The organism is Serratia sp. NA_112.1, from assembly GCF_052691715.1.
This window is the reverse complement of record NZ_JBQZFO010000001.1, coordinates 97,939-121,261: the sequence shown is the minus strand read 5'-3', so window position 1 is coordinate 121,261 and position 23,323 is coordinate 97,939. Positions and strand designations below refer to the sequence as shown.

At 55.2% G+C, this 23,323-nt stretch carries 22 protein-coding genes and 1 pseudogene; 7 read left to right on the top strand and 16 right to left on the bottom strand.

Going from position 1 to position 23,323, the window contains the following annotated elements; all coding sequences use genetic code 11:
* Positions 1 to 22: 22 nt before the first annotated feature.
* Positions 23 to 1,543, bottom strand: coding sequence for a sugar ABC transporter ATP-binding protein (locus tag ACUTQ5_RS00635; protein ID WP_445649673.1), 1,521 nt, complete (start codon positions 1,541 to 1,543; stop codon positions 23 to 25).
* Between the two features lie 141 nt (positions 1,544 to 1,684).
* Here ACUTQ5_RS00635 and ACUTQ5_RS00630 point away from each other — a divergent pair, with 141 nt between their 5' ends.
* Together ACUTQ5_RS00630 and rdgC are read left to right on the top strand one after the other, a co-directional pair.
* A complete protein-coding gene (locus tag ACUTQ5_RS00630; RefSeq protein ID WP_445649672.1) occupies positions 1,685 to 4,297 on the top strand; it encodes an ATP-binding protein in 2,613 nt (870 codons plus the stop codon).
* A gap of 88 nt (positions 4,298 to 4,385) precedes the next feature.
* Positions 4,386 to 5,297, top strand: coding sequence for a recombination-associated protein RdgC (gene rdgC, locus ACUTQ5_RS00625; protein ID WP_445649671.1), 912 nt, complete (start codon positions 4,386 to 4,388; stop codon positions 5,295 to 5,297).
* 183 nt (positions 5,298 to 5,480) lie between these two features.
* Here rdgC and ppnP read toward each other — a convergent pair whose 3' ends face one another.
* The 7 genes from ppnP to ACUTQ5_RS00590 form a co-directional block, all read right to left on the bottom strand.
* Positions 5,481 to 5,771: a pyrimidine/purine nucleoside phosphorylase gene (ppnP, locus tag ACUTQ5_RS00620; protein WP_037426875.1), complete on the bottom strand. Its 291-nt coding sequence runs from the start codon at positions 5,769 to 5,771 to the stop codon at positions 5,481 to 5,483.
* A 210-nt stretch (positions 5,772 to 5,981) separates the two neighbouring features.
* Entirely contained in the window at positions 5,982 to 6,659 is a 678-nt protein-coding gene (locus ACUTQ5_RS00615) for an AroM family protein (RefSeq protein ID WP_445649670.1), read from the bottom strand.
* Positions 6,660 to 6,663: 4 nt separating this feature from the next.
* Positions 6,664 to 7,593 (bottom strand): DUF1177 domain-containing protein, encoded by a 930-nt coding sequence (locus ACUTQ5_RS00610; RefSeq protein WP_445649669.1) that lies wholly within the window; start codon positions 7,591 to 7,593, stop codon positions 6,664 to 6,666.
* Between the two features lie 32 nt (positions 7,594 to 7,625).
* Entirely contained in the window at positions 7,626 to 9,191 is a 1,566-nt protein-coding gene (locus ACUTQ5_RS00605) for an OPT/YSL family transporter (RefSeq protein ID WP_445649668.1), read from the bottom strand.
* Positions 9,192 to 9,386: 195 nt separating this feature from the next.
* Positions 9,387 to 10,160: an IclR family transcriptional regulator gene (locus ACUTQ5_RS00600; RefSeq protein ID WP_445649667.1), complete on the bottom strand. Its 774-nt coding sequence runs from the start codon at positions 10,158 to 10,160 to the stop codon at positions 9,387 to 9,389.
* Positions 10,161 to 10,463: 303 nt separating this feature from the next.
* On the bottom strand, positions 10,464 to 10,664 hold the full coding sequence (locus ACUTQ5_RS00595) for a YaiA family protein (protein WP_026142228.1): 201 nt from the start codon (positions 10,662 to 10,664) through the stop codon (positions 10,464 to 10,466).
* Positions 10,665 to 10,710: 46 nt separating this feature from the next.
* Complete coding sequence (locus tag ACUTQ5_RS00590; RefSeq protein WP_445650234.1) at positions 10,711 to 11,115, bottom strand: nuclear transport factor 2 family protein; 405 nt, start codon at positions 11,113 to 11,115, stop codon at positions 10,711 to 10,713.
* 102 nt (positions 11,116 to 11,217) lie between these two features.
* Here ACUTQ5_RS00590 and ACUTQ5_RS00585 point away from each other — a divergent pair, with 102 nt between their 5' ends.
* Positions 11,218 to 11,991 (top strand): helix-turn-helix domain-containing protein, encoded by a 774-nt coding sequence (locus ACUTQ5_RS00585; RefSeq protein WP_445649666.1) that lies wholly within the window; start codon positions 11,218 to 11,220, stop codon positions 11,989 to 11,991.
* Positions 11,992 to 12,021: 30 nt separating this feature from the next.
* Here ACUTQ5_RS00585 and aroL read toward each other — a convergent pair whose 3' ends face one another.
* From aroL to ACUTQ5_RS00565, 4 genes are all read right to left on the bottom strand, one after another.
* The gene (gene aroL / locus ACUTQ5_RS00580) at positions 12,022 to 12,546 is read right to left on the bottom strand and encodes a shikimate kinase AroL (RefSeq protein ID WP_445649665.1); all 525 of its coding nucleotides are present in this window, start codon (positions 12,544 to 12,546) and stop codon (positions 12,022 to 12,024) included.
* 115 nt (positions 12,547 to 12,661) lie between these two features.
* Positions 12,662 to 13,180, bottom strand: coding sequence for a GNAT family N-acetyltransferase (locus tag ACUTQ5_RS00575; RefSeq protein WP_445649664.1), 519 nt, complete (start codon positions 13,178 to 13,180; stop codon positions 12,662 to 12,664).
* Between the two features lie 89 nt (positions 13,181 to 13,269).
* The gene (locus ACUTQ5_RS00570) at positions 13,270 to 15,393 is read right to left on the bottom strand and encodes a TonB-dependent siderophore receptor (RefSeq protein WP_445649663.1); all 2,124 of its coding nucleotides are present in this window, start codon (positions 15,391 to 15,393) and stop codon (positions 13,270 to 13,272) included.
* Positions 15,386 to 16,501: an ABC transporter substrate-binding protein gene (locus ACUTQ5_RS00565; protein ID WP_445649662.1), complete on the bottom strand. Its 1,116-nt coding sequence runs from the start codon at positions 16,499 to 16,501 to the stop codon at positions 15,386 to 15,388. The genes ACUTQ5_RS00570 and ACUTQ5_RS00565 overlap by 8 nt, the downstream gene beginning before the upstream one ends.
* A gap of 216 nt (positions 16,502 to 16,717) precedes the next feature.
* Between ACUTQ5_RS00565 and ACUTQ5_RS00560 the strand changes: the two genes are divergently transcribed.
* Positions 16,718 to 17,179: a GNAT family N-acetyltransferase gene (locus ACUTQ5_RS00560; RefSeq protein WP_135315335.1), complete on the top strand. Its 462-nt coding sequence runs from the start codon at positions 16,718 to 16,720 to the stop codon at positions 17,177 to 17,179.
* On the opposite strand, the gene ACUTQ5_RS00555 is transcribed toward ACUTQ5_RS00560, so the two are convergent.
* Positions 17,180 to 17,737, bottom strand: coding sequence for a class I SAM-dependent methyltransferase (locus tag ACUTQ5_RS00555; protein ID WP_445649661.1), 558 nt, complete (start codon positions 17,735 to 17,737; stop codon positions 17,180 to 17,182).
* Positions 17,738 to 17,981: 244 nt separating this feature from the next.
* Complete coding sequence (locus ACUTQ5_RS00550) at positions 17,982 to 18,266, bottom strand: DUF1471 domain-containing protein (RefSeq protein WP_445649660.1); 285 nt, start codon at positions 18,264 to 18,266, stop codon at positions 17,982 to 17,984.
* Between the two features lie 309 nt (positions 18,267 to 18,575).
* Between ACUTQ5_RS00550 and ACUTQ5_RS00545 the strand changes: the two are divergent.
* Positions 18,576 to 18,993 (top strand): annotated as a pseudogene (locus tag ACUTQ5_RS00545) (low temperature requirement protein A).
* A gap of 36 nt (positions 18,994 to 19,029) precedes the next feature.
* Here ACUTQ5_RS00545 and ACUTQ5_RS00540 read toward each other — a convergent pair.
* Entirely contained in the window at positions 19,030 to 20,394 is a 1,365-nt protein-coding gene (locus tag ACUTQ5_RS00540) for an esterase-like activity of phytase family protein (protein ID WP_445649659.1), read from the bottom strand.
* A gap of 448 nt (positions 20,395 to 20,842) precedes the next feature.
* On the opposite strand from ACUTQ5_RS00540, the gene aqpZ reads away from it, so the two are divergent.
* Positions 20,843 to 21,538 carry an aquaporin Z gene (gene aqpZ / locus ACUTQ5_RS00535; RefSeq protein ID WP_445649658.1) on the top strand — a complete coding sequence of 232 codons (696 nt, stop codon included), beginning with the start codon at positions 20,843 to 20,845 and terminating at the stop codon, positions 21,536 to 21,538.
* 98 nt (positions 21,539 to 21,636) lie between these two features.
* On the opposite strand, the gene ACUTQ5_RS00530 is transcribed toward aqpZ, so the two are convergent.
* Positions 21,637 to 22,407, bottom strand: a complete 771-nt coding sequence (locus ACUTQ5_RS00530) for a class I SAM-dependent methyltransferase (RefSeq protein ID WP_445649657.1) — start codon at positions 22,405 to 22,407, stop codon at positions 21,637 to 21,639.
* Positions 22,408 to 22,524: 117 nt separating this feature from the next.
* Between ACUTQ5_RS00530 and ACUTQ5_RS00525 the strand changes: the two genes are divergently transcribed.
* A complete protein-coding gene (locus ACUTQ5_RS00525) occupies positions 22,525 to 23,310 on the top strand; it encodes a helix-turn-helix transcriptional regulator (protein ID WP_445649656.1) in 786 nt (261 codons plus the stop codon).
* The last annotated feature ends 13 nt before the right edge of the window (positions 23,311 to 23,323 follow it).

The window sequence follows — 23,323 nt, the reverse complement described above, 5'->3', positions numbered from 1 at the left end:
CTCCTTGAGCGTAGGGATAGAATTATTCATGGCTAGCCGCCTCCAGGACGGGTTCGACGCCGGTGGCCAGCGTCATGATGCTCTCCTGGCTGATCTCTCCGCCGCTCAGTTCCCCGGCAATACTGCCTTCGTGCATCACATAAACCCGGTCACTCATGCCAACCACCTCGGGCAGTTCACTGGAGATCATCAGGATCGCCACTCCCTGCTGCGCCATCTGGCTCATAATGCGGTAAATTTCGCTTTTGGCGCCGACGTCAACGCCGCGTGTCGGCTCATCGAGGATCAGAATGCGTGGGCCGATCGCCACCCAACGTGAAATCAGCAGCTTCTGTTGGTTGCCGCCGGACAGCCCACCGGCCCGCACCTGAGCGTGCGGCACGCGGATGTTCAGCAGGCCGATGGCGTCGCTGGAAATGCGCTGCGCCTTGCGCCGATTAAGCAGGCCATAACGTCCGTCGCGCTCCAGCGTCGCCATAACGATATTTTCATGCGCTGCCAGATCGAGAAACAGGCCCTGCTCTTTGCGGTTTTCGGTGAGAAAACCAATGCCCAGCGCAATGGCATCACGCGGTGAATGGATATTGACTGGCTTACCGTCAATTTCTACCGTACCGCCGCTGGACTTGCGCACGCCGAAAATCAGCTGCGCCAGTTCGGAACGGCCGGCACCCACCAGCCCGGCGAGGCCGACGATCTCTCCAGCACGCACCTGCAGGCTGACCGGTTTTACTTTCTTGCCATCGGTCAGGCCATGCAGCGTCAGGCGCGGCTCCCCCACCGCAATACCCTGTTCCTTGTTGAACAAATCGCTCAGTGGGCGACCCACCATCATGCGCACCAATTCGCCGGCAGACAGTTTGTCGCGCATCAGGCTGCCGACGTACTGGCCGTCGCGCAGCACGCTAACGCGATCCGACAGCTCGTAGACTTCCGCCATGCGGTGGCTGATGTAAATTATCGCCATCCCCTCATCACGCAGACGCTTGATTAACTCAAACAGCCGATGCGTCTCACGCGAAGAAAGCGCCGCCGTCGGTTCGTCCATCACCAGAATGCGGCTATTGCGGTGCAGCGCCCGGGCGATTTCCACCTGCTGCTGTTCGGCGATGGTTAATTTCATCACCCGATCGCCGGCGCTGAACTGCGCGCCCAAACGATCGATGACCTTCTGGGCTTCCAGCAACATCTGCTGGCGTTTCACCAAGCCGCCGCGCTGGATCTCGCTGCCCAGAAAAATGTTCTCCGCCACCGTCAGATTCGGTGCCAGATTCATTTCCTGGTAAATCAGCGTGATACCCGCCGCCAGGGCATCTTTTGGCCCTTTAATGGCAAACGGCTGCCCATCGATAAAAATTTCCCCGCTGCTGGCGATATAAGCGCCGGCCAATATTTTCATTAAGGTGCTTTTACCCGCGCCGTTTTCACCCATCAGCGCGTGGATCTCGCCGCTATAAACCGTCAGGTTGACGCCCTTCAGCGCGTAAAACTGACCAAAACTCTTGGCGATGTTGTGCATTTCCAGGATCGGGGTCGCGCTCATCGTCATACCTCGGGTTGCGGTTCGGACTGAGTGCAGTAAACCACGCATAAATAAATGCAAAATGTCAGCGGCCGTTCATCTTTGTCATATTGTTAATGGGACGGGGATTTATAATGCGGACAATCAGTTACGGGGGATCCAATGCGCAGACTGCCTTTCCTTGCCGGTGCACGTGGGCGCCTGCTGATGTTCAACCTGTTGGTGGTGGCGGTGACGCTGATGGTCAGCGGTGTGGCGATCGTCGGTTTTAACCATGCGGGCAAGCTGCAGGAACAAGTTCAGGCGCAAACACTAAATGAGATGAACGGCAGCATGGCGCTGAGCCGGGATACCTCGAATGTGGCGACCGCTGCCATTCGGCTATCGCAGGTGGTAGGCGCTCTGGAATATCAGAGCGAGTCAGCCCGGCTCAAGCAAACCCAGTTGGCGCTGCAGGCCTCTCTGGGCCGACTGGCGGCCGCTCCGCTGGCACATAGCGAGCCGGAGCTGGTTCAACGCATCATTAGCCGCAGCAACGCGTTGGAAACCAGCGTGACCCGCATGCTGGATCTCGGTCACGCCCGGCATCTGCAACGCAATATCCTGCTCAGTGGGCTGTATCAGGCGCAGAGCACGCTGCGGCATATCGCCAGTCTCAATCAGCGTAATAATCTGAGCCCGCCCTCGCAGCCGCTGCTGAGCCAGATCGACCGGCTGCTGGCAATCGCTATTCAAACCCCGACGCCCAAGGCCGCCGCCCAGCAACTCGACAGCGTGATGGCCTACTGGCCACAACATAGCCCGGATGCACTGCTCGACGAGAAAATACGCCAGTTTCGCGACAGCGAGCAACGCCTGCTGCCCGAAACGCTGGAGCTGGAGCAAAGCGATCTGGCACTGGCCTATTACACCTACCATATCAAAGCCTTGGTGGCGATGCTCAATGACGACATTAATCTCTACGTGCAGAAGGTGGCGGACGAATCGGAACTGCGCACCCATCAGACCCATCGTGAACTCAGCTCCATCAGCTGGTTTATCGGCCTGTTCGCCCTGCTGGCACTGGTGATTACCGGTTTCGCCGGGTGGTATATCTACCGCAATCTCGGATCGAACCTGACGGCAATCGCCGGTGCCATGACGCGATTGGCACGGGGTGAGCGTGAGGTCAGCGTACCGGCATTGCAACGCCGTGACGAACTGGGCGAGTTGGCGCGGGCATTCAACGTCTTTGCGCGCAACACCGCCTCGCTGGAACAAACCTCTCGCCTGTTGAAAGAGAAAAGCACTCAACTGGAAACCACCTTTCTGGCGATGCGCGACGGCTTTGCACTGTTTGATAACGACGGTCAACTGGTGGTATGGAACCCGCAATATCCGCTGCTGCTGGGGCTAAATGAACACCAGTTGCACCGTGGCCAACACTACCGCGAATTACTGCAACACGTGACGCCCCCGGTGGGTCAGCGCTGGGAAGCGGTGCTGGCCAACCTGTCCAGTGAACTGCCGCAGCCGCAGGAACTGCGCCTGAGCGACGGCCGCACCGTCGAACTGCGCTTCAGCCCGGTGCCCAATCGCGGCGTAGTTAACGTGGTGCTGGAGCGCACAGAGCGTAAGGCGCTGGAAGAAGCTCTGCTGCACAGCCAGAAAATGAAGGCGGTCGGTCAACTCACCGGCGGCCTGGCGCATGATTTTAACAACCTGCTGGCGGTGATTATCGGCAGCCTGGAACTGACTACCCAACAGACCCAGGACGCCCAAACCGAACAGCGCATTGCCCGGGCGCTGAAGGCCGCCGAACGCGGTGCACAGCTTACCCAGCGGTTGCTGGCATTTTCGCGTAAACAGGCGTTGCATCCGCAGGCCATCACGCTACAGACGCTGGTAGAAAACTTGCAGGAGTTGCTGCGTCATTCACTGCCCACGACGTTGTCGCTAAGCATTGAGACTCAGCGGCCCGGCTGGCCGGCGTGGGTCGATGCCAATCAGTTGGAAAACGCGCTGATCAATCTGGTGGTCAACGCCCGGGATGCCATGGAAGGCCGCAGCGGCGTGGTTAGGATCCGCATCTACAACCAACGCGTGGTGCGCAGCGGTGGCAAAAAACAGGACATGGTGGCGCTGGAGGTAATCGACACCGGCTGCGGCATGTCGGAGGAAGTGAAAGCGCAGGTGTTCGAACCTTTCTTCACCACCAAGGCGGTGGGCAGCGGCAGCGGGTTGGGGCTGTCGATGGTCTACGGCTTTGTTCGCCAGTCAGGCGGCCGGGTGCAGATTGAAACCGCACCGGGCGAAGGCACTCTGGTGCGTCTGCAGTTGCCGCGCGCCCCGGCACAGGCAATCGCACAAGCAGAGCCCCCACAACTCGAAGAAAGCGACGGCACCGACAGCCTGGTGTTGGTGCTGGAAGATGAAAACGACGTGCGTCATACGCTGTGCGAACACCTGCACCAGCTCGGCTACCTGACGCTGGACTGCGCAGACAGCAATGAGGCATTGGCACTACTGCGCCTGACGCCAGATATTGGGGTGCTGATAAGTGACCTAATGCTGCCGGGCGAACTGGACGGCGTGCAGGTGATTGGGCTGGCCCGAGAGATTAATCCGCGCCTTACCGCGCTGCTGATCAGCGGCCAGGATATACGTCGCCACCACGAAGACACGCTGCCCAATGTGGAACTGCTGCGCAAGCCTTTCAGCCAGCGGCAACTGGCGTTGGCACTGCAACGGGCACGCCGCTCAAACGCGGCCGCTGACGCAATTCGGAGGGAATGAGGCGATTTTTCGCCCCTGATTCGTTATTATGCCGCCCTGCTTTTGATGAATAAGCGTGCCAGATGCACGCCCAGCCAGGGATAACATTATGCTGTGGTTTAAGAATTTGATGGTTTACCGTTTGAGCCGCGAAGTGGCGTTAAACGCGGATGAAATGGAAAAACAACTCAGCGCTTTTGCTTTCACCCCGTGCGGCAGCCAGGACATGGCGAAAACCGGCTGGGTTTCTCCAATGGGTTCCCACAGCGAGTCACTGACACACGCGGTTAACGGCCAGATCGTTATTTGCGCGCGCAAGGAAGAAAAGATCCTGCCGTCGCCGGTCATCAAACAAGAGTTGCAGGCCAAGATTGAACGCCTGGAGGGTGAACAGCACCGCAAGCTGAAGAAAACCGAGAAAGACGCGCTAAAAGACGAAGTGCTGCACAGCCTGTTGCCACGCGCCTTCAGCCGCTTTAATCAGACTTTTATGTGGATCGACACGGTTAACGACCTGATTATGGTTGATGCCGCCAGCGCCAAACGCGCGGAAGACACTCTGGCGCTGCTGCGCAAAAGTCTGGGTTCACTGCCGGTAGTGCCCTTGACCATGGAAAGCCCGATCGAACTGACGCTGACCGAGTGGGTGCGTTCCGGCGAACTGCCTGCCGGCTTTATCATTCAGGACGAAGCGGAGCTGAAAGCGATTCTGGAAGACGGCGGCGTGATCCGTTGCAAGAAACAGAACCTGATCAGCGATGAGATTGCGGTACATATCGAAGCCGGCAAGCTGGTGACCAAGCTGGCTGTGGACTGGCAGGAGCGCATTCAATTGGTGCTGGCAGACGACGGCTCGCTGAAGCGTTTGAAGTTCGCCGATACGCTGCGCGAGCAGAACGACGATATCGATCGTGACGACTTCGCCCAGCGTTTTGACGCCGACTTTATCCTGATGACCAGCGAGCTGGCGGCGTTAATCAAGAACACCATCGAAGCTCTGGGTGGCGAAACTCAGCGCTAAACCTGAAAATTGCTGCGCCTTTGCTCTACATGCGCAGCTTTTGCAAAACAAACAACATACCCAAATTAATTGGAGTTGCAGCTAGGCGGCAAGTGTGAGAATCCCCAGGAGCTTACTCAAGTAAGTGACTGGGGTGAGCGCACGCGGCCAACAACGCTGCAGCTTCAAGTAAGAAGGGTATGATTACTTACTTAAATAACGGCACAGATAGGCGGTCGCGTCGGCCACTTGCAGGTTGAACTCACTGTGGGCCGGTACGAAGAATTTCTCCCCTGGCGTAAACACCTGCCAGTCCGGCGAGCCCGGCAGCAACACTTTCAACGCTCCGGTAATCACGGTCATTTCTTCCGGCTGGGCAGTGCTGAAGGTGTATTCACCCTCTTCCATAACACCGACGCTGGTAAGACCGATGCTGCTACTATCAAAACCGATAGACTTCACTTTTCCAGCAAAATACTCGTTCACTTTCAGCATAACTGTCACCCGCGTAATCAACTTTATGGGAAATCCATATTGGGGGATTGCGGTTGATCTGTCACTGGTTTTTCTCGCGAAATGCGATCGTGGCGCAGAGTAAAACGCTGCCGAGCGGTTGACCTTCAGCCTGCCGTTCTGGGTCCACGCCCAAAAGAACGCAACGCCGCCCCCGACAGACCGCCACATGAGATTTTATTGGCTTTTTAATCAATCAATTAGCTCAGCGGCCAGCTTGGCCACTAGCGCATTGGACAACAGCACCGGTATTTCAAGCCGTGCCTGCAGGAAATCACGATGCTGCCGGTGATAACCAATGCAATCGAGTACCACCACCTGCGCCCCCTGCCGCTGTAACTCACATGCGGCCAACTCCAGCACCGCGTCATCCGCCAAATAAGGGCTGGCGACGGCAAAACAGGGTGGCGTCGCCAGCAACTGCCACTTGCTTGCCTGCTGGCTGATTTGCTCCGCCACCGGCACCACAATGCCGACCCGATGTTGGCTGACAATGGCAGAAATCAGCGGTGGAATAATGCGGTCCGGCTCCAATAACAGCGCCTGTTGTGCATGCAACTGGCCAAACTCCCCAGTGCACAACAGCAGGATCACCTCACAGCCCTCCGCTTCCAGCGCATTGATTTTCTGCTGCAACCCCAGCTCGACCCGCGAGGCCGCTAATCTCACCTGTGTGCCGTCCTGCAGGCGTGAAACCAACACCTTCTCTCCGGCCTGCGGTGTATAACGCTCATCAATCTGGCTGGCATTCAGCCCGTCCAGCAGCCCGACATGCCTCACCTGCTCCGCAGGCAGATAGGCAGACAGCAACGGCATAATGTCGCTGCGCGGTGCCTGACCGATAGTCAGCGTGGCAAATGAGGCATTCATGCGGTTATTTCCTTTTTTGCAGGTGACTCAGGCTGCCGTACAGCGCCAGCAACTGCGCGTATTCATCGGCCTGATAAAAATGACAGGTACCGCGCCCAAACTCTTTCGCCACTTCCACCGCAAACTTGACGGTTAGTGCAATATCCACTTCATGGCTGGCGCCGGTACCGCAACCCGGTACTACTGACTCGGTGCAGATTGCCACACCGACCACCGGCGCAGACGTTGCGGTGGAGGGCTGCAGAATACTGTTCAAATGGTGTACCCCATTGCCGTACGGCGTAATGTCCTGGGTGGTGATCGGGAAGGTCACTGCCGGGCGGCCGCTGGTCATCTCCATAATCCGCAGCAGATCTTCCGCCACCCGCAGGATGTAACCTTCTTTCACCGTCGGTGACAACGCATAGCCTTTGTGGTTGATGATGCGGTTGCCCTTGGTGGTATCGATGGACAAAATCGCCTCGGCCTCTGGCACCACTTCATTATCGTTCATCGTCACGTCGTCGATCGGTGAATCCATAAAGTCGACCGGGTCGTGCGGACGGGTTGGCGCATCAGGACAAATGTGGGTGGTGATGATCACATCGCCCGCCAACACATCGCCCTTGCGCTGCATTTCCGCCAGCTTCAGCGCACTGGCAATTGCGGCTATCGCCCCGTCACCGTCGGACACCAGGCCAATACGCGTTGGTCGCGCACCAATACCGCCCAAGCGGCCGATAATACCCAAAGTCGGTGCATTCCCACCCTGACTTTTACCATTGCTGCCGGGGATCTCAATGCGCACGAAGTCGGTCGCCCCCTTCGGCCCACTAGCACGCAGCGTGCTGGCGCGAATGCCGGGATAGGACGTGAACAAATCGACCACCTGCTGACCGTTCACATAAGCATTATCAATTAATTCAAAAGCCTGCAGCGTTTGTTGCAAACTCATAATCGGCTGACCTCACAATTTAACCGGATGGGTTATTTCCCTTTGCTGGAAAAAATGGAATTGAAAAAGCTGTACAGCGCGTCACCGGCGATAAAACCGGCCGCCATGATCTCCATCGGCGTGCGCCCCTTGTCACCCCAACGGCGAATAATCAGGATGCGCAGTGCGATACCGACGATCACCGCCCAACCTGCCAACGCGTTGTTGATCAACAGACCGGTGGCCAACAGCACGCCGAGCTGACGCTTGGGTCCGCCAATCAACTGCACGACGGCACCGGGGACCGCCCAGAAAAGCAGGCTATAGGCAATGCCCGGCTGAGCCCCCGCCTCGATGGTTTTGGCGTACACTCGTGCCACCGGCGGGATCAGATCCTGCAGGAAGTAGCTGGTATAAGCGAAGTACGCCACCGGGATAGCGATGACAAAGGCGATCAGCGCGGCAAATAACTGAATGCGGCGTCCCAACAGCTCCTGTTGCAGATCTTTGCCGTAGCCGCGCAGAATGAAACCGGCTTTCAGATCAAAGCCCATATCGGCAAACGCCGGGCCAGTAGCCGCGGTAAACCCGGTCAGCACGCACAGCGCCAGCGGTGGGAAACCAATCAGGATGCCGATAATCAACGTAATCAGCGCCACCGCAAAGGCCGGGAACCAGCCGGAGTGCATCGCGGCGATGCCGACGATCAGTTCATGCACAAAGGCAGCAAACGCGGCGTAAATCACAAACAGCACCAGCATGCCCAGCGACATCTCGCTGTACAGCCCACCGGCCAACGCCAGCAGTGCGGCAATGACGATATATCCCACTGCGCCTAATCCCAGCGCTTTGCGCACTTCGCTGTCGGCCTGGCTATAACCCCCGGTATCCGCACGCTTGCTGCGGATCACCTGAACCACCTGGATCAACGCCACCAGCCCAGCCCCCACCATCACTCCATGAGGAATGAAATGTGCATTGATATCAAAGCCTGCCATGGGTTCAGCGTAGGCTCGCAACAACAGGCCGACACCAAACATGCCCAATGCCCAGATATTGCCGATAAACGCGGTGCCGAACGCCGCCATCGGGATTTTAAGCATCGAACCGGCGACACCGACCGCTACCCCTACCACCAGCAGCCAGGCTTGTTTACCGCCCCGGTCACCGGCCTTAATGGCTTCCGCCGCCGCGACGCCCGGTGGCCAGGCATTGGCCGCAGGAAAGATTTTGGTGTCGAACATGCGATACAGCAGGTAGGCGTCGAGCAACATCGCGGCCGCCACCCCGCAAAACATCGGCAGGATCAGCTGCGGTTGTCCCATCACATAAGGCACGGCAATTGGCATCAGCAGCGAGTTGGCAGCGCCAAAGGTGGCGGAAGAGATCACCGTTTGCGCCAGGTTTTGCGTATGTACCGAACGGTAGCGCTGGAACATTTGCAGTGGAATGCGTGCCAACAACATGGCGAGCAACGCGCCAATAATCGACGTGTTGGGCGTCACGCCCAGCGTGGTGATCAGCTGCACGCCGATAATCGCGCCGACGATGGACAGCAGCACCATCACCAGCAGAGCACCGATATCTTTCAAAGGATTTATGCTGCTATTTGGTTTCATAGTTTTAATTTCTCTGAATCTTCCCTGGCGTCTGGCAACGTTAATTTCGGCATGAGGCAGCACTCACAGTTCCGAATATTGGAACTGTGAGTGCCGTTAAGTATTTATTGCCCATAAACCCAAGATAGATAATTAAGAAATTCCCTGGTGTTGGTTTTCTTTAATTATCAGTTACTGGCAGATTGTTGCGGTGTGTTATTTGATCTTTTGCCAATAATCATCACCAAGTTTATCCGCCAATTGCCGGGATACTGTCATTAATGCTTCCAGCACACCGGGTGAAAATGGCTGTTCTTCCACCTGCGTAGGAAAAGACAAGCACAGACCGACCGTCTCATTGCGGTGTTTGTTGGTCACCGATGTCGCCAGCGAACTGATGCCCTGCAGCGTCTCGTTACGTGCCAGAGACCAGCCCTGCTGGCGAATCTGTGCCAGCTTACTCAACAAGGCTTCCAGCGTTTGCGGAGCGTTGGGTGAAGCCGCACGGTAGCCTGCGGCAAAAAGCGCTATCACCTGCTCATCACTGTCACGCGCCAGTATCGCCCGGCCTACCGAGGTTTCCGCCACCGGTAAGCGACTGCCCGCCGGCGTCACCACCTGGAGGAAATGGCGACCGGGGAACATGCGCATCACCATAATTTCCTGCGCCTCCAGCACCGAAACATAACCCGTGCAGTTAGTCTGTTGGCTGAGCTGCACCATACTGGCCGCCACGCTGTCGACCAACGGCGTCGATAAATAGTGACTGGAGACCGATAACAGCAAACGACCGATTTTATACAGCTTGCTGTCAGGATCGCGCTCCAGCATGCCCTCATTTTCCATGGTCTGTAACAGACGCGAGGCGGTGCTTTTTGGCAGCGCCAATTGACTCACTACATCATTGAATGAAATACCAGCCTGGCCGTGCATCATTCGCTGTTGTGAAAATAACTTTAATACCGCAGCAGCATTTTCCAGAGTTGTCATCGCACGCCTTGTTCCACTATATGGAACTCAGTTCATGTTTGATAATTAGAAACTAAAACTCGTACAACTTATCGTCAAGCAGTTTATTTTTTATCCCGACCATTAATAGCAGCGGATGATGCTTTGCTAAATTAAATGCAAAGGCGAACGCGGATAAAATAAGCCTATTACCACTTGGTTATTCGACCACGGGGGTATAAATCAGCATGTCATGCTAATTTATCGTTATCGCGTGAGGTAATTAAAGCAGTAAGCGGAATAAATAAAGAAACCGGCCTGACGCCGGTTTCAGAGGGATACAATTTAATCTTCCAGCGCCGGATCTTCGTAACGATGCTTGGCATCGAGCGCTTCCTGCTCGGTAGGATGCTCACTGAGTAGCGTATTCGGCTCAATGTCATCGGTACGCACCTCAAAACGGTGCATATGCAAGCTTGGATCGCCCCGGTCAACGGCGACCACTCGGGCGGTTCTCGGATAGCCAGGTCGGTTATTTTCACGCATGCTGATCTCCCGTTTGATTCCACAGGGTTAAGTATAGCAGCGGTATTTATACCGACACGCGCGACCCCAGATCGCGATCGCCGTGTTCGCCTTCCAGCAGTTGCGTCAGCTCATCGCAGGCGCAGATCTTGCCGTCACGCACGGTGAAATGGGCCAACACCTTAACCAGGCTACGGCCTCCGTCACGTTTTTCCACCCGAACCAGATGGTGGGTCAGTACCGAATCCCCCTGCCCGGCCACAGCGACGATCTCCAGCATCATGCTGCGGGTGAGTTGTTTCAGTAACGCCATATGCTGCATAAAATGGGCATAATCCAGCATGTTGCCGTCTACCTGCTGGAGGTAATCTTCACTGAAAAACTCAGCAATCAGCAGCGGCTGGTGTTGTGGTGCCGCGACGACCCGCTGCAGGGCCTCGAGCACAATGGCAGTTGGGGTTTTCAGGCTCATCATTTTTCTCCAAAAATTGAATGATGAGCAGAGCATAAATCAGACAGGGAATGGCATAATAACCGCACATGGACTTTATATACCGCAAAACGGCCAATCCTGATGATCCTGCAAAGCGCACGACTTTGGCATGAGAAAAAACACTTAACACCCTGGCATCAACACACCAGCGGACAGCTTTATTTATTAACCCACGGCATGATCGCGCTGGAAACTCAGGAGCAACAATGGGCAATGACCGCCGGCAGTATCGGCTGGCTGCCACCCCATTGCGCTCATCAGGCGCTGGCGTGCGGTAACGTTGCAGGCTGGAGTTTGTATCTGCCGGAACCTTACTGTAGCGGGCTACCGGAACAACCACACCTCAGCACCGCCTCTGGGTTGATTCAAGCGTTGGTGGAACGCCTTGCACAATTCGCAGGCCAAAGGCTGAACGCGCAACAACGGCGGCTATTACAGGTATTACGGGATGAGGTACGCATGCAGGAAAATACACCGCTGCAACTGCCGCTACCGCAGGATGCACGGTTGTTGAAAATTGCGCGTGCGCTGCTGAACGAACCAGCTGATAACCGAACACAGAGTGAGTGGGCCGCCTGGGCAGGGTTGAGCATACGCACCCTGAGCCGGCGTTTTATCAACGAAACCGGCATGACGTTCGCCCGCTGGCGTCAGCAAGCCCGGGTGATCCGTTCGCTGGAGCCGCTATCTCGCGGTGAAGCCGTCAATCAGATTGCCGGCGACTGCGGTTATGACAATGTCAGCGCCTACATTGCCGCTTTCCGCCAGCGTTTTGGCACTACACCGGGATTGTATTTTGTTCAGCGCGAAACTCATTTTCGAGAGAAAAACGAGGCCGCCGTCAAGCGCAATTGACGGTGCCCCAAGAGAAAACTCACTGAGGTCTTATTTTACCGTTTCCAGTTGCAGGGCGGCGAAGATCTGCTCCACCACCTGTTGCGGACCATCGGTGCCGTCCATCACGTAGTGCGCGGCCTCCTGATACAGCGCTTCACGCGCGGCCAGCACCTCCAGCATTTCTTCGGCAATCGGACGGCCGGTCAGCGTAGGGCGCTGTGTGTCTTGCGGGTACTCTTCCAGCCGCTGTGCCAATACTTCAGCGGGTGAACGCAGGTAAATGACCTTGCCGTGCTGACGCATATAGCGGCGGTTCTCTTCCGCCAGGATCGCACCACCGCCAGTGGCAACTACAGTTGACGGTTGAGTGACCGTTTGCAGAGCAATGCTTTCACGGCGACGAAATCCCAGCCAACCTTCTTGTTCGACCATTTCCGCCACGCTCATCTGCGTGGTCTGCTGCATAAACAGATCGGTATCGATGAATTGATAGCCCAGCGCCAGCGCCAGTGCGCTGCCCACCGTGGTTTTACCGGCTCCGCGCGCGCCTACCATGAAAATGGTTTGTGTCATTACGGGTTGTCCCTTATACGGTGACTTGAGTGCATTTGCTCGCCAAAACCCGGCGTGCTGATCCTGCGATGGCGTGGTTGCTGCATCATACCGCCATCATCTTGTATTTCAATATTTACGATAGTGTAAATTCCATGGCACAGCGACTGCCGACGGTGAAGCCGTCCGCCACCTCTTGCGCCAACCGAGAGCTCAATGATGCACTGAGCCGCTCAGGGGCTATTGGCCGGAACCCCAGCCGTTGGTAATAGGGAGCATTCCAGGGCACCTCGATAAAGGTGGTCAGCGTCAGGCGCTGCGCGCCCTTCAACCTGGCTTGTGCTGCGACCTCGGCAATCAACCGACGTCCAATGCCCTGACGTTGCCAGTTGGCGGCAACCGAAAGTTCGGCGATATGCCAATCCTGCTGTTGCGCCGTCACCGCGATAAACCCGACCACCTCACCTACGGTGCTTTCCGCCAGCCATTCCTGCCGCTGCTGAATAAAATCAGTATGCTGCCGTGCATCCATCACCGGGCCTTCGGCAATAAAAGCCCAAGCCGGTTGTTGATGAAATAACTGCGCAGCCGACCGTTCGACGGCGATCAGTTGAGCAATATCCTGCAGTTGCGCCAAACGGATCTTCAGGCTCATCGGATTCTCCTTAACAACAGGCCGGCTATTTAACCAGATTTATCCGACGGCAGATACCCGCCGCCGAACTGGTTTATCGGCCCGCCAAATTAGAAGTCGACGCTGGCACGCAGCACCACTTCACGTGGTTCCCCCACCGCCACACGCAAATTACCGCCGCTGGAAGGGTAATAGGTTTTGTCGAACAGATTCTTCACGTTCAACTGCCATTTCACCCGATAGCCATTGACCGGCATGGTGTAAGCGGCGAAGGCATCGACGACGGTGTAGTTATCGAGATTAAAACTGTTGGCAGCATCGCCAGGGCGGCGGCCCACATAACGTGCACCGGCCCCCATGCGCACGTTGTCTCCGCTGTATAGCCCTGGGGAACCCAAATCCTGCGTCAGGAACAGTGAAGCCGTGTGGCGAGCCACGTTGGTCATTTCCTTGCCCTTGTTGTCAGGATCATCCACCACCCGCGCATCGGTATAGGCATAAGAACCGATCAGGCTCAGCGAGTCGGTAATATTGCCCGCGACATCCAGCTCCACACCCTGCGAGCGCACGCGCCCGGCGGTGCGGGTCACGGTTTCGCCATTCACAAGTTCGCTGACCATCACGTTGCGTTTGGTGATATCGAACAAGGCCAGGGTACCGGTGACACCGTTGGGTAATTCAACCTTGCTGCCCACTTCCCAGGCCTTGCCCTGTTCCGGCGGTAGCGAACCAATCTGGCTGGCGATAGAAGAGTTCGGTTTGAAAGACTCGGTATAGCTGCTGTACAGCGACACATACGGCGTCAGCTTGTAGACCACCCCGGTGCGGGGCACCAGTTTGCCGTCAGAGCTGTCGGTATTGGTCACAAACGGTCGCCCTTTGCCGGCAAACACGTCAAAGGCATCGTAACGCAGCCCGCCCATCACCAGCCATTTATCGGTCAGCTGTACGGAGTCCTGCATAAACCAGCCGTAGCTGGTGAGGTTTTCACGCTGATCGCTGTCTTTGGCGCTGACGGCGTTCGAGGTAGGCATCTGGCCATAAACAGGATTGTAGATATTGAAATCGCTGTTCTTCTTGCCGCGGATCATATCGCCGCGGTAGGTGCGATTATCTTCAAAATCAAAGCCGAACAACATCTGGTGGTTGATGCTGCCCCAGTCGACATCACCGTTAAGCGTCAGCTGTACCGCGTTGGCATGGCTGACGGCATGGGCGGTGGAGTCGGCCTGGCGCGTCAGTACGCCAGTTTCAGGATCCAGAGCCAGCGCACGTGCCTGGTTATCGCTGTAGCTGTTGCGGCTGTAAGCGTAGGTCAGCGAGCTTTTCCAACTCTCGTTCAACACTTGATCAACCTGCAGGGTAACGCTGTCCTGATCGCCACGCGTGGCGTTATAGCTTTCGTCGAAACGACGATCGCGCGGCGTATTCACCGGTTTGCCGGTACGTGAATCAATGATGGTACCCCGATCGAAGGGCACCAAATACTCCATATGCTCGTAGGCAACGCGCACCGTGGTGCTCTCGCCATACCACATCAGCGACGGTGCGATCACCGTCTGACGGTTGCGGCCAAAGTTGCGCCAGTAGTCGGTCTCGTCGTGGTCGACAATCATCCGATAGGCAAAACCTGAAGTCCCCAGCGGCCCGGTAACGTCCAACTGGCCGCCACCGCCCTTGAAGCTGCTGCCCCAGCCTTCCACATGGGTGTGCTGCTGCAACTGCGGCTTTTTGGTGATCATATTGATCATCCCGCCCGGTTCCCCCATACCGTATAACATCGAGGCCGGGCCTTTCAGCACCTCAACCCGTTCGGTGGTTGGGGTAAAGTTGCGCGCCTGCACTGAGCGCACGCCGTCGCGTAAAATTGAGCCGTCGCGGTTATCGCCAAAGCCACGCTTCATCACGGCGTCCTGGGTTCCCCCCAACGTATTCGCCTGGGTGATGCCGCTGACGTTATACAGCGCCTCATCCAGGCTGCTGACCGCCTGATCGCTAATCACCTGCTGCGGCACCACGTCAATAGCCTGCGGCACGTTCAACAGGCTGGTTTCGGTGCGGGTGCCGGTCACACTGGTCAGCGGCTGATAGCTTTGCACACCGCCGGTCTGTTTTTGCCCGACCACCACCAGGGTTTCACCCTTGTCTGCGGTTTTGTCGGCAGCGATCGCCGGTGCCGATGCACAGGCCGCCAAAGGCAGCGCACACCACCAGCCACGTTGGGTGTTATTCATTATTTAACTGACTCCAATAAGTCCCTGAAAAAGGTAACGGCAAAAATTGTTGATATAACTGCTTAAAGGTCTGCTGCGGGTTGATGTCTGCAAACAGATCCGGATAGAAGGTTTTGGCGAACATCTCAACCGCCACCACGTGGTAAGGGCTGAGATAAAAGTTGTGCCAGAGGCTCCAGGCCTGATGATTTTTTATTGCTTTCAGATTGGCGAGCATGGGCTGCTTTTGCATCACCCGACTAAAGCTCTCATCAGCCTCCTGCTGGGTGACCAGGGGCCCAAGGCGCAGATCGGAAAAATGCTTGCCCTGCGGCCCGGCCATGCCGGTGGCGATATAGATGTCGGGGTTGGCGGTCAGAATGGTTTCCGGGTTCAGCTCACCGTAGACGCCTTTGATGCTGGCGTTGGCAATATTATCGCCGCCGGCAAAGGCCAGTAAATCACCGAGGTTGCCATGTGCCGCCGTGGTGCAGCAGGTTTCGCGCCGCCCGAGGTGCAAGTGCAACATCACCTTGGGTTTAGGTCCCTGATAACCGGCCAGCCGCTGCTGGATCACCGCCATATGCTGTTGGTAGAAGTTAATGAACTGCTCTGCGCGCTGCTGACGGTTAAGCACTTCGCCCAACAGGCGGACGCTAGGCACGGTGTTGTGCAGCAGATCAACCCGTAAATCGACGTAGATCACCGCAATTCCGGCCTTGCTCAACGCACTCAGCAATAAATCACTGTCACCTTCTTCCCGCGCATAGCGCGCGAGGATCACTAAGTCCGGCTTCAAGCGGATCAGGTTTTCAATATTTACCTGGCGGAAATTACCCTTGCTTATCGAGGGGATCGCTTTAATCTGCGGAAATTTCTGCGTGTAGAGTTGCCAGCTTTGCGCATCGAAACGCGCCATATCTTCCGGCCACCCAACGATACGTTGGGTGGGGTTTCCCGGCTCGAGCAGCGCCAGGGTATACAACATGCGGCTCTCGCCCAGCACGATACGCTGCGGATTATCTGGCACCTCAACCTGACGACCCGTAATGTCAGTGACCATTTTTGCCTGAACGCCAAAGAAGCCAAGCAGCAGGGAAAGCAGCAGAAAAATGAGGGAATTGCGCATCAGTGAGCCGGATTAGCTAAAATATGCGCGCATGATAATCACTCTCATTAGCACTTTCAATCATAACAGACAAAGAGCGGGTCAAATCCACTGAATGACGCAGTTTCGTCACTGATGCGTGCAAAACCGCTATAAATACGGTTTTATTAAGTTAAAAAAGCGGTCGATAATCCGATGACGGCTGAACCAGAGTGGCAAATAAAAGGAAGTGCAGAGATGACTCAACAGATTATTCCACTGACCGAGTGCCCACAGTTCAGCGACGTTTGTGCCGCATGGGCCTTTGGCCAATGGGGTTCGCAGCGCGGCGGTACTCTGGAACGCACGCGTCAACGCTTTGCCCAATGTGCACAACCGAGTGAAGACTACACCACCTTATTGATGATTGAGGACGAACGCCCGCTGGGCATGGCCAGCCTGTGGCCGAGCGACGATCATCACCGGATGGACCTTTCCCCCTGGCTGGCCGGGGTGTTTGTTCACCCTGACCATCGCCGTCAGGGCATTGCGCAGCGCCTGGAGGCCGCCATCGTCCAACTGGCACGCCAGCGCAACCACCCCGTATTGCACCTGATTACCGACAAATCAGAGTCGCTGTATACCGGCTGGGGCTGGCAAACCATCGAACGCCGGCAGCAATATGATGGCCAGGTGGTGGTGATGGAAAAAAGGCTTTAGTTAACGTGGCGTGCAGATATACACCAACGCCGGCGGGAAGTTACGCACCACCCGCAGTCGCTTCCAATGGAAATAGCGGGACAGTAATTTTTCTGACAGGTGGCTGTACTGAAACAACACCAATGTCCCGTTGTTTACACGCAAGCATTGCTGCGCCTGCTGCAAAATACGAATGCTGATTTTAAGCGGAATTGACAGTAGCGGCAGGCAGGAGAACACCACGTCGTAATCGCGAGCCATCAGTTCTGCCGAACGATCCATCACCTGCAGGCGACGATCATCAATTTTCCGCAATTGATGGACAAAGTTTGATTGAATTTCAAAAGCCTCCAGCGAAGCATCGGCCCGCATGCGTCCCAATATGCGCTTGGTCAAGACGCCATCCGCCGCACCCAATTCCGCGATCGACAGTGCCCCTGTCCATTCAATCTGATTGAGCATCGCCTGGCACAGCCAGGGGGAAGAAGGTGCCAAAGTGCCAATGGTGCGTGGCGAAGCCATAAACTGCTGGAGATAGGAAAAGTGGTTCTTCAGTTGCAGCCGGGTCGCATTTAACATTGGGGCCTCCTTAGGTTGAGTAGCCACCAATCTGAACTCAATTCCTTAAGCATTCATTAACATGAGTCTTAAAACCACCGACACAGTTGTAATAAAATGCAACTGACAACCGGCAAAAAAAAACGGCTGCGATAATGATCATCGGGTAAGCCAATAACGGCCTTGCCGGTCAGATTATTATCCACAACCGTTTATTTTATCGGCCACTTATTTAAGTGACCGATTTTAATTTACTGCCTGATAATTACCGGTAGATTTCCGCATTACCACGCCAGTTACTGGAATCCCCCGGGGTGTCCAGCCCAATAATACGCAGATGGCTGGCGCCATCCGCCTGAGCTTTTTCTTTAAGCGCGTGAACCGCATCAGACGGTGAACCTCTGACGCCGGAAACCGATACCACGCCAAGGCTCTGCAGGCCACTGGTTTGCTCGGTACTGACCTGTTTTACCGATGATAGCGGCGCTGCAAATGAAGAGAACGAAGCGGCTGCCAACAGAACTGCTGCGATGCCAGTTAATAGTTTCATGATTAACTCCAGGTGTTTTTGTTTATTTTGTCGTATCAGTGGAGTTAATTATCGGCCAGGCAATGAAAATGGACGTAATGCAATGTAAAGAACATCAATCATTGTGACGAAAATAAGGAGAAGGCGAGTGAGGATATGTCTTGTCGAAGATTTTTCCTAGAGGAGAGACCAACAATACCCCCGACAGATGACAATGAAAAATCAGTTTGGTCACAGAAAGATAAAAATCTCGTTTTTAAGATTTATCATCCATATCCGGGCGGCTGAACTACGCTATTGCTGAAGGTTATCATTTTGGAAGGGCTCTCTATGTCACAAACCTTGCTACGTGTACGCGATGGCCATGGTGCCTCGGTTTCGTTTTCGGAACTGCTGTTCGCTCTGATCTACGTTTTTGCCGTTACCCAACTTTCCCATTATCTGCTGCATCACCTGACGCTGACCGGTGCTTGGCCGCTCCGACCGCAGCAGCGAATGGACGATTGAAGGCCATCACCTGGCAGAACGCTGCCAACTGTTTGTGATCGTCGCGCTGGGAGACACCATTCTGATCACCGGCTCCACCCTCAGCGAAATGGAGTCCTGGACGGCACTGGCACCGATTGCCTATCTCACCGATTTATTGATGGTGAATGACCTGACCACGTTGATTATGGTGGCAGTAGCGGTATGGGTAAGCATCTCGCGTGGCAGAGCATCGCAGGCTAGCCGCGACGCTATCATATAAGGAAGGAAACAGGGGGCATGCCCCCTGTCCTGGTGTTTACTTCAGCGATTGCGGCAACGTCAATACCCAGAGTTCGCTGAGCGACTCCGGTTTTTCCAGCGGCTGCAATTCGATACGGGTCGAGACGGTTTTGCCATCCAGGCTCAGCTTGCCCTGTTGATCCAACTGATAATCGCCGATTTTCTTGGCCTTCGGCTGCGCGTCCACCAACTTGGCCTGCAGGCCAAAATCATTATCGTTGATGACGGCTAAGGTGCGATCGTCAATCAACGACAAACCTTCCACTTTCTCCTGCTGCCAGCCCAATTTGCGCAGATCCACCACTTCGCGCTTCTGTGCCAGCTTCACGCCGCGTTTAGCGAGATCTTTCGCATCGTCAAATTCCAGCGCCTTGCCCTTGCCGTCAAAAGCCGTCAGGTCAGTTGCCTGGCTGAGATCAACCAGGTAGATCTTGTTGATCATCTGCTTGTCTTTATCACTGCCCTGCTCAACCAACAGGATGTGCTGGTTATCGACCGCCACAATGTCGCCGACCTTGGCGTCTTTGGCTTTTTTATAGCTGTCGATATCGATCGGGTAACCGTACATCGTCGTTTTAGCGCTGGCGGGATCAAAACTGACCAGACGGGTGAACTGCGCCTTGTTCTTGCTTTTACCCTCAACGTCGAGCGTGCTCTGTACCGCCGCTAAAATCCGTCCGTCCGGCATCCGGGTGATACCTTCAAAACCGCGATTCGGCTGACGCCACTTGATGATATTCGGTAACCCGCCCGCCACCGCCTGCTCGCCCTGCTCCGGCGTTGGGCCGTATTTGGCGAGGATTTTGCCCTGGCTGTCGATATGGATCAGGAACGGGCCGTATTCGTCACACAGCCAGTAACCGCCCTTGCCGTCCGCAGTGATACCTTCGGTATCCAGCCCACGCCGATCGCCCTGCAAGGTTTTCAGCGTATCGCTCAGTGCCACTTCGTTGGTGGAACCAATCAGACCCGCTGGCAGCGGCAACCCGCTGATCGGCCCTTGCTGGTCATGCAGCGGGCGTGCATTGCCGGCAACCGCTTTGCCGCCGCCGACACGGATATCCATCAACAACGGAACGAACTCCGGGTTGGCGAAAATTTTTGCTTCCTGTTCCCCAACCGCTGGTGCATCAGCGTTAGGGCCACGATCGGTCAGGGTGGTCAACAGCAGTTCCTGGCCTTCACGACCATTGAATACCAGGCCCGAACCAATACCTACAGGCAACCCCTGTGGGAAATTCCTGGCGAATGCGCCTTGATAGCTCACATGTTCGCCACCGGGAAAGCTGACCACATAGCGCGCTGCCTCAACGTCAGTGGCAGCATAGGAGAACAGAGGAAACAACGAACTGATTAACAGCGAAACCGATTTTATTTTCATGGTTATGGCTCAGAGTTAAGGGTGTGAAGTTGGCAGCTTGCTAAGGTATTTGTTCTGCATGACGATTTGATGACAGACAGACCTAATACCATGAATTATCGTAAAAATTAAATATATCAAATAGGAATTAACAATTAACTCTGATAAACCCAATGGAAAAATCATATGATAAATCGAATTTAATCGTAGCTATTTTTAGCCATAAATACCTATACCACTTAAGCTTAGGGTAAATTCTTATAACAGCGATAAAAAAATCAGCAAACGCGCTCTGACCCTCAAAATATAGGCATTTTCGCATAGACAAAGTTAATTGGCGGGGATTTAATACCTGTCGTTACTCAAACTGCATTAAGAATAATCCCGATAGAAACCTGCATTAATTGAAAAAGGTGTTCTATAGTTTTTAGTGCTAACGCCCGTTAGTATTTTCCGTAGGATGGAGTCTATGTCAAAGCGACTTTTTGCCGAATTTTTTGGCACATTTTGGTTGGTGTTCGGTGGTTGTGGTAGCGCAGTATTAGCAGCAGCATTTCCACAGCTGGGTATTGGTTTTCTTGGTGTCGCGCTCGCTTTTGGTTTGACCGTGGTCACCATGGCTTATGCCGTTGGTCATATTTCCGGCGGGCACTTTAACCCGGCGATTACCGTGGGATTGTTTGCCGGTGGCCGTTTCGCCGCTAAAGACGTGATCCCCTATGTGATTGCTCAGGTTATTGGTGGTATTGCTGCAGCAGCGGTGTTGTATTTGATCGCCAGCGGCAAGGCAGGTTTTGACGCTACCGGCGGCGGCTTTGCCTCCAACGGTTACGGTGAACACTCACCGGGCGGCTATTCTCTGCAGTCCGCTATCGTTATTGAATTGGTACTGACCGCATTCTTCCTGATCGTGATTCATGGTGTAACAGATAAACGTGCGCCTGCCGGCTTTGCTCCGTTGGCCATTGGTTTAACGTTAACCCTGATTCACCTGATCAGTATTCCGGTAACCAATACTTCCGTTAACCCAGCGCGCAGTACCGGCGTGGCAATATTCCAGGGAACCTGGGCTTTGCAACAGCTTTGGGTATTCTGGCTGGTGCCATTAGTAGGTGGGGCTATTGGCGGTCTGATTTATCGCTGCCTGCTGGAAGACAAGAAATAATGTCTGCCCGGTAATAGTCTGTCAGGGCAGCCGCTATATCCCATGAATTTCCGATTGCTATCGGGAAAATGAAGGGTATATCGGCTGCCCTGAATTATTTAACCTCTGATAACTTCAAACATCATAATATCGCTGGTGAATGAACCGTCCGGCTTGATGGCAAAATGCTGCAACACATCTTCAGAAAGTCCCTGTTGCAACGCGCGAATCGCAGTGACGAAATGCTCTGGTGTACGCATGCGCTCCACCCAACTGCTGAACTCCAGATAAAGCCGATCCGACGTCACCTCCCGAACCAACAATCCAGACTCTGTCAGCAGACTCAGCCATTCACCTGGTGTGTAATTGCGCACATGTGAAGTATCGCGCAGTACTTCTACGGTTTGCAGATAGATATCCAACAGCGGATGCCCCGGTGCAACCACATCCATAAAGATGGCCCTGCCACCCGGTTTCAATACCCGCCGAACTTCGCGCAGCGCCTGCCCCACGTCATGCCAGTGGTGCGCCGAGTAACGGCTGATCACCACATCAAAGCTGGCATCGTCAAACGGCAACGATTCTGCCACGCCCTGCTGCACCTGAATGTTGTTGAAGCCTTTATCTGCCGCCGCCTGGCTTACCACTGCCAGCATCTGCGCCGATAAATCATAGGCCACCACCTGCGCCACTTTGGCTGCCGCGGCAAAGCTGGCATGACCCGCGCCACACCCCAGATCCAGTAATTTGGCGTTGGTATCGGGTTCCAACAATCGTGCCAGCCGCTGTAAATCCTTTCCCTGTGCATGCACTGCACTGGTCAGATAGGCGCTGGCCTGCTCGCCAAACTGACGGTCGACCGCACTTTTATGGCTATTGCCGATGCTCATAGTTGCTCCCTTTATTGTATGGCTTTCGCCTGTGCCGGATGGCTTTTAATGACTATAATCAGCTTATTATACGGGTACAATATAAGCAGTTATCCTAGTATAAGGAGGTACCAGTCTATGCAATCAGAAGCCTTATCCGGCCCTAAAGCCCTCGGTGCCTTCCTGCGCGCACACCGGGAACGCATCACACCGGAAATGCTGGGTTTACCCTGCGCCCCACGCCGTCGCACCAGCGGCCTGCGCCGTGAAGAGCTGGCCCAAATCAGCGGTATCAGCGCCACCTGGTATACCTGGATCGAACAGGGGCGCGAAGTTTCCATATCCCCCCATACGCTGGCACGCATTGCCAAAGCGCTACGCCTGGGGGCAGCCGAACGTCACTACCTGTTTACCCTGGCGCGAGTGGCCGATCCAGAACAAGAGCATCATCAGGAAACGGCAAACAGCGCCGTGTTGCAAAGCGTTCACCAGGTAACGGTGCCCTGCTACCTGCTGGATATCACCTGGAAAGTCGTTGCCTGGAACCCGCAGGCGGAAAGCCTGTTCAGCGGTTGGCTGGGCCAGGCCGCTACCCCCAATCTGCTGCACTTTATGTTTTTCCACCCGTTGGCCAAAACCCTGGTCAGCGACTGGGACAACCGTGCACGACGCGTGGTCGCCGAATTTCGGGCCGAAACCAGTCACCATCAGAACACCGAAGAAATGCGCGCTTTCGTACGCAACATGACGCACAACAGTGAGGCCTTTAACCACTGGTGGAAACAACAGGACGTGCTGGCAAGAGAAGGAGGCGAGCGTGTGTTTACCCATTTGCAACAGGGGCAGCTGCGCTATCGGCAACTGACGTTTAACCCGGCGGAAAATAGCGGGTTGAAGCTGGTGATGCTGATCCCTCTGCCGTAACTGGTAACAAATT

What these genes read in the sequence shown, in the direction of transcription:
- ACUTQ5_RS00635 (WP_445649673.1), bottom strand. Translation starts at nt 1,543, where the DNA reads ATGAGCGCGACCCCGATCCTGGAAATGCACAACATCGCCAAGAGTTTT.
- ACUTQ5_RS00630 (WP_445649672.1), top strand. Translation starts at nt 1,685, where the DNA reads ATGCGCAGACTGCCTTTCCTTGCCGGTGCACGTGGGCGCCTGCTGATG.
- rdgC (WP_445649671.1), top strand. Translation starts at nt 4,386, where the DNA reads ATGCTGTGGTTTAAGAATTTGATGGTTTACCGTTTGAGCCGCGAAGTG.
- ppnP (WP_037426875.1), bottom strand. Translation starts at nt 5,771, where the DNA reads ATGCTGAAAGTGAACGAGTATTTTGCTGGAAAAGTGAAGTCTATCGGT.
- ACUTQ5_RS00615 (WP_445649670.1), bottom strand. Translation starts at nt 6,659, where the DNA reads ATGAATGCCTCATTTGCCACGCTGACTATCGGTCAGGCACCGCGCAGC.
- ACUTQ5_RS00610 (WP_445649669.1), bottom strand. Translation starts at nt 7,593, where the DNA reads ATGAGTTTGCAACAAACGCTGCAGGCTTTTGAATTAATTGATAATGCT.
- ACUTQ5_RS00605 (WP_445649668.1), bottom strand. Translation starts at nt 9,191, where the DNA reads ATGAAACCAAATAGCAGCATAAATCCTTTGAAAGATATCGGTGCTCTG.
- ACUTQ5_RS00600 (WP_445649667.1), bottom strand. Translation starts at nt 10,160, where the DNA reads ATGACAACTCTGGAAAATGCTGCTGCGGTATTAAAGTTATTTTCACAA.
- ACUTQ5_RS00595 (WP_026142228.1), bottom strand. Translation starts at nt 10,664, where the DNA reads ATGCGTGAAAATAACCGACCTGGCTATCCGAGAACCGCCCGAGTGGTC.
- ACUTQ5_RS00590 (WP_445650234.1), bottom strand. Translation starts at nt 11,115, where the DNA reads ATGAGCCTGAAAACCCCAACTGCCATTGTGCTCGAGGCCCTGCAGCGG.
- ACUTQ5_RS00585 (WP_445649666.1), top strand. Translation starts at nt 11,218, where the DNA reads ATGATCCTGCAAAGCGCACGACTTTGGCATGAGAAAAAACACTTAACA.
- aroL (WP_445649665.1), bottom strand. Translation starts at nt 12,546, where the DNA reads ATGACACAAACCATTTTCATGGTAGGCGCGCGCGGAGCCGGTAAAACC.
- ACUTQ5_RS00575 (WP_445649664.1), bottom strand. Translation starts at nt 13,180, where the DNA reads ATGAGCCTGAAGATCCGTTTGGCGCAACTGCAGGATATTGCTCAACTG.
- ACUTQ5_RS00570 (WP_445649663.1), bottom strand. Translation starts at nt 15,393, where the DNA reads ATGAATAACACCCAACGTGGCTGGTGGTGTGCGCTGCCTTTGGCGGCC.
- ACUTQ5_RS00565 (WP_445649662.1), bottom strand. Translation starts at nt 16,501, where the DNA reads ATGCGCAATTCCCTCATTTTTCTGCTGCTTTCCCTGCTGCTTGGCTTC.
- ACUTQ5_RS00560 (WP_135315335.1), top strand. Translation starts at nt 16,718, where the DNA reads ATGACTCAACAGATTATTCCACTGACCGAGTGCCCACAGTTCAGCGAC.
- ACUTQ5_RS00555 (WP_445649661.1), bottom strand. Translation starts at nt 17,737, where the DNA reads ATGTTAAATGCGACCCGGCTGCAACTGAAGAACCACTTTTCCTATCTC.
- ACUTQ5_RS00550 (WP_445649660.1), bottom strand. Translation starts at nt 18,266, where the DNA reads ATGAAACTATTAACTGGCATCGCAGCAGTTCTGTTGGCAGCCGCTTCG.
- ACUTQ5_RS00540 (WP_445649659.1), bottom strand. Translation starts at nt 20,394, where the DNA reads ATGAAAATAAAATCGGTTTCGCTGTTAATCAGTTCGTTGTTTCCTCTG.
- aqpZ (WP_445649658.1), top strand. Translation starts at nt 20,843, where the DNA reads ATGTCAAAGCGACTTTTTGCCGAATTTTTTGGCACATTTTGGTTGGTG.
- ACUTQ5_RS00530 (WP_445649657.1), bottom strand. Translation starts at nt 22,407, where the DNA reads ATGAGCATCGGCAATAGCCATAAAAGTGCGGTCGACCGTCAGTTTGGC.
- ACUTQ5_RS00525 (WP_445649656.1), top strand. Translation starts at nt 22,525, where the DNA reads ATGCAATCAGAAGCCTTATCCGGCCCTAAAGCCCTCGGTGCCTTCCTG.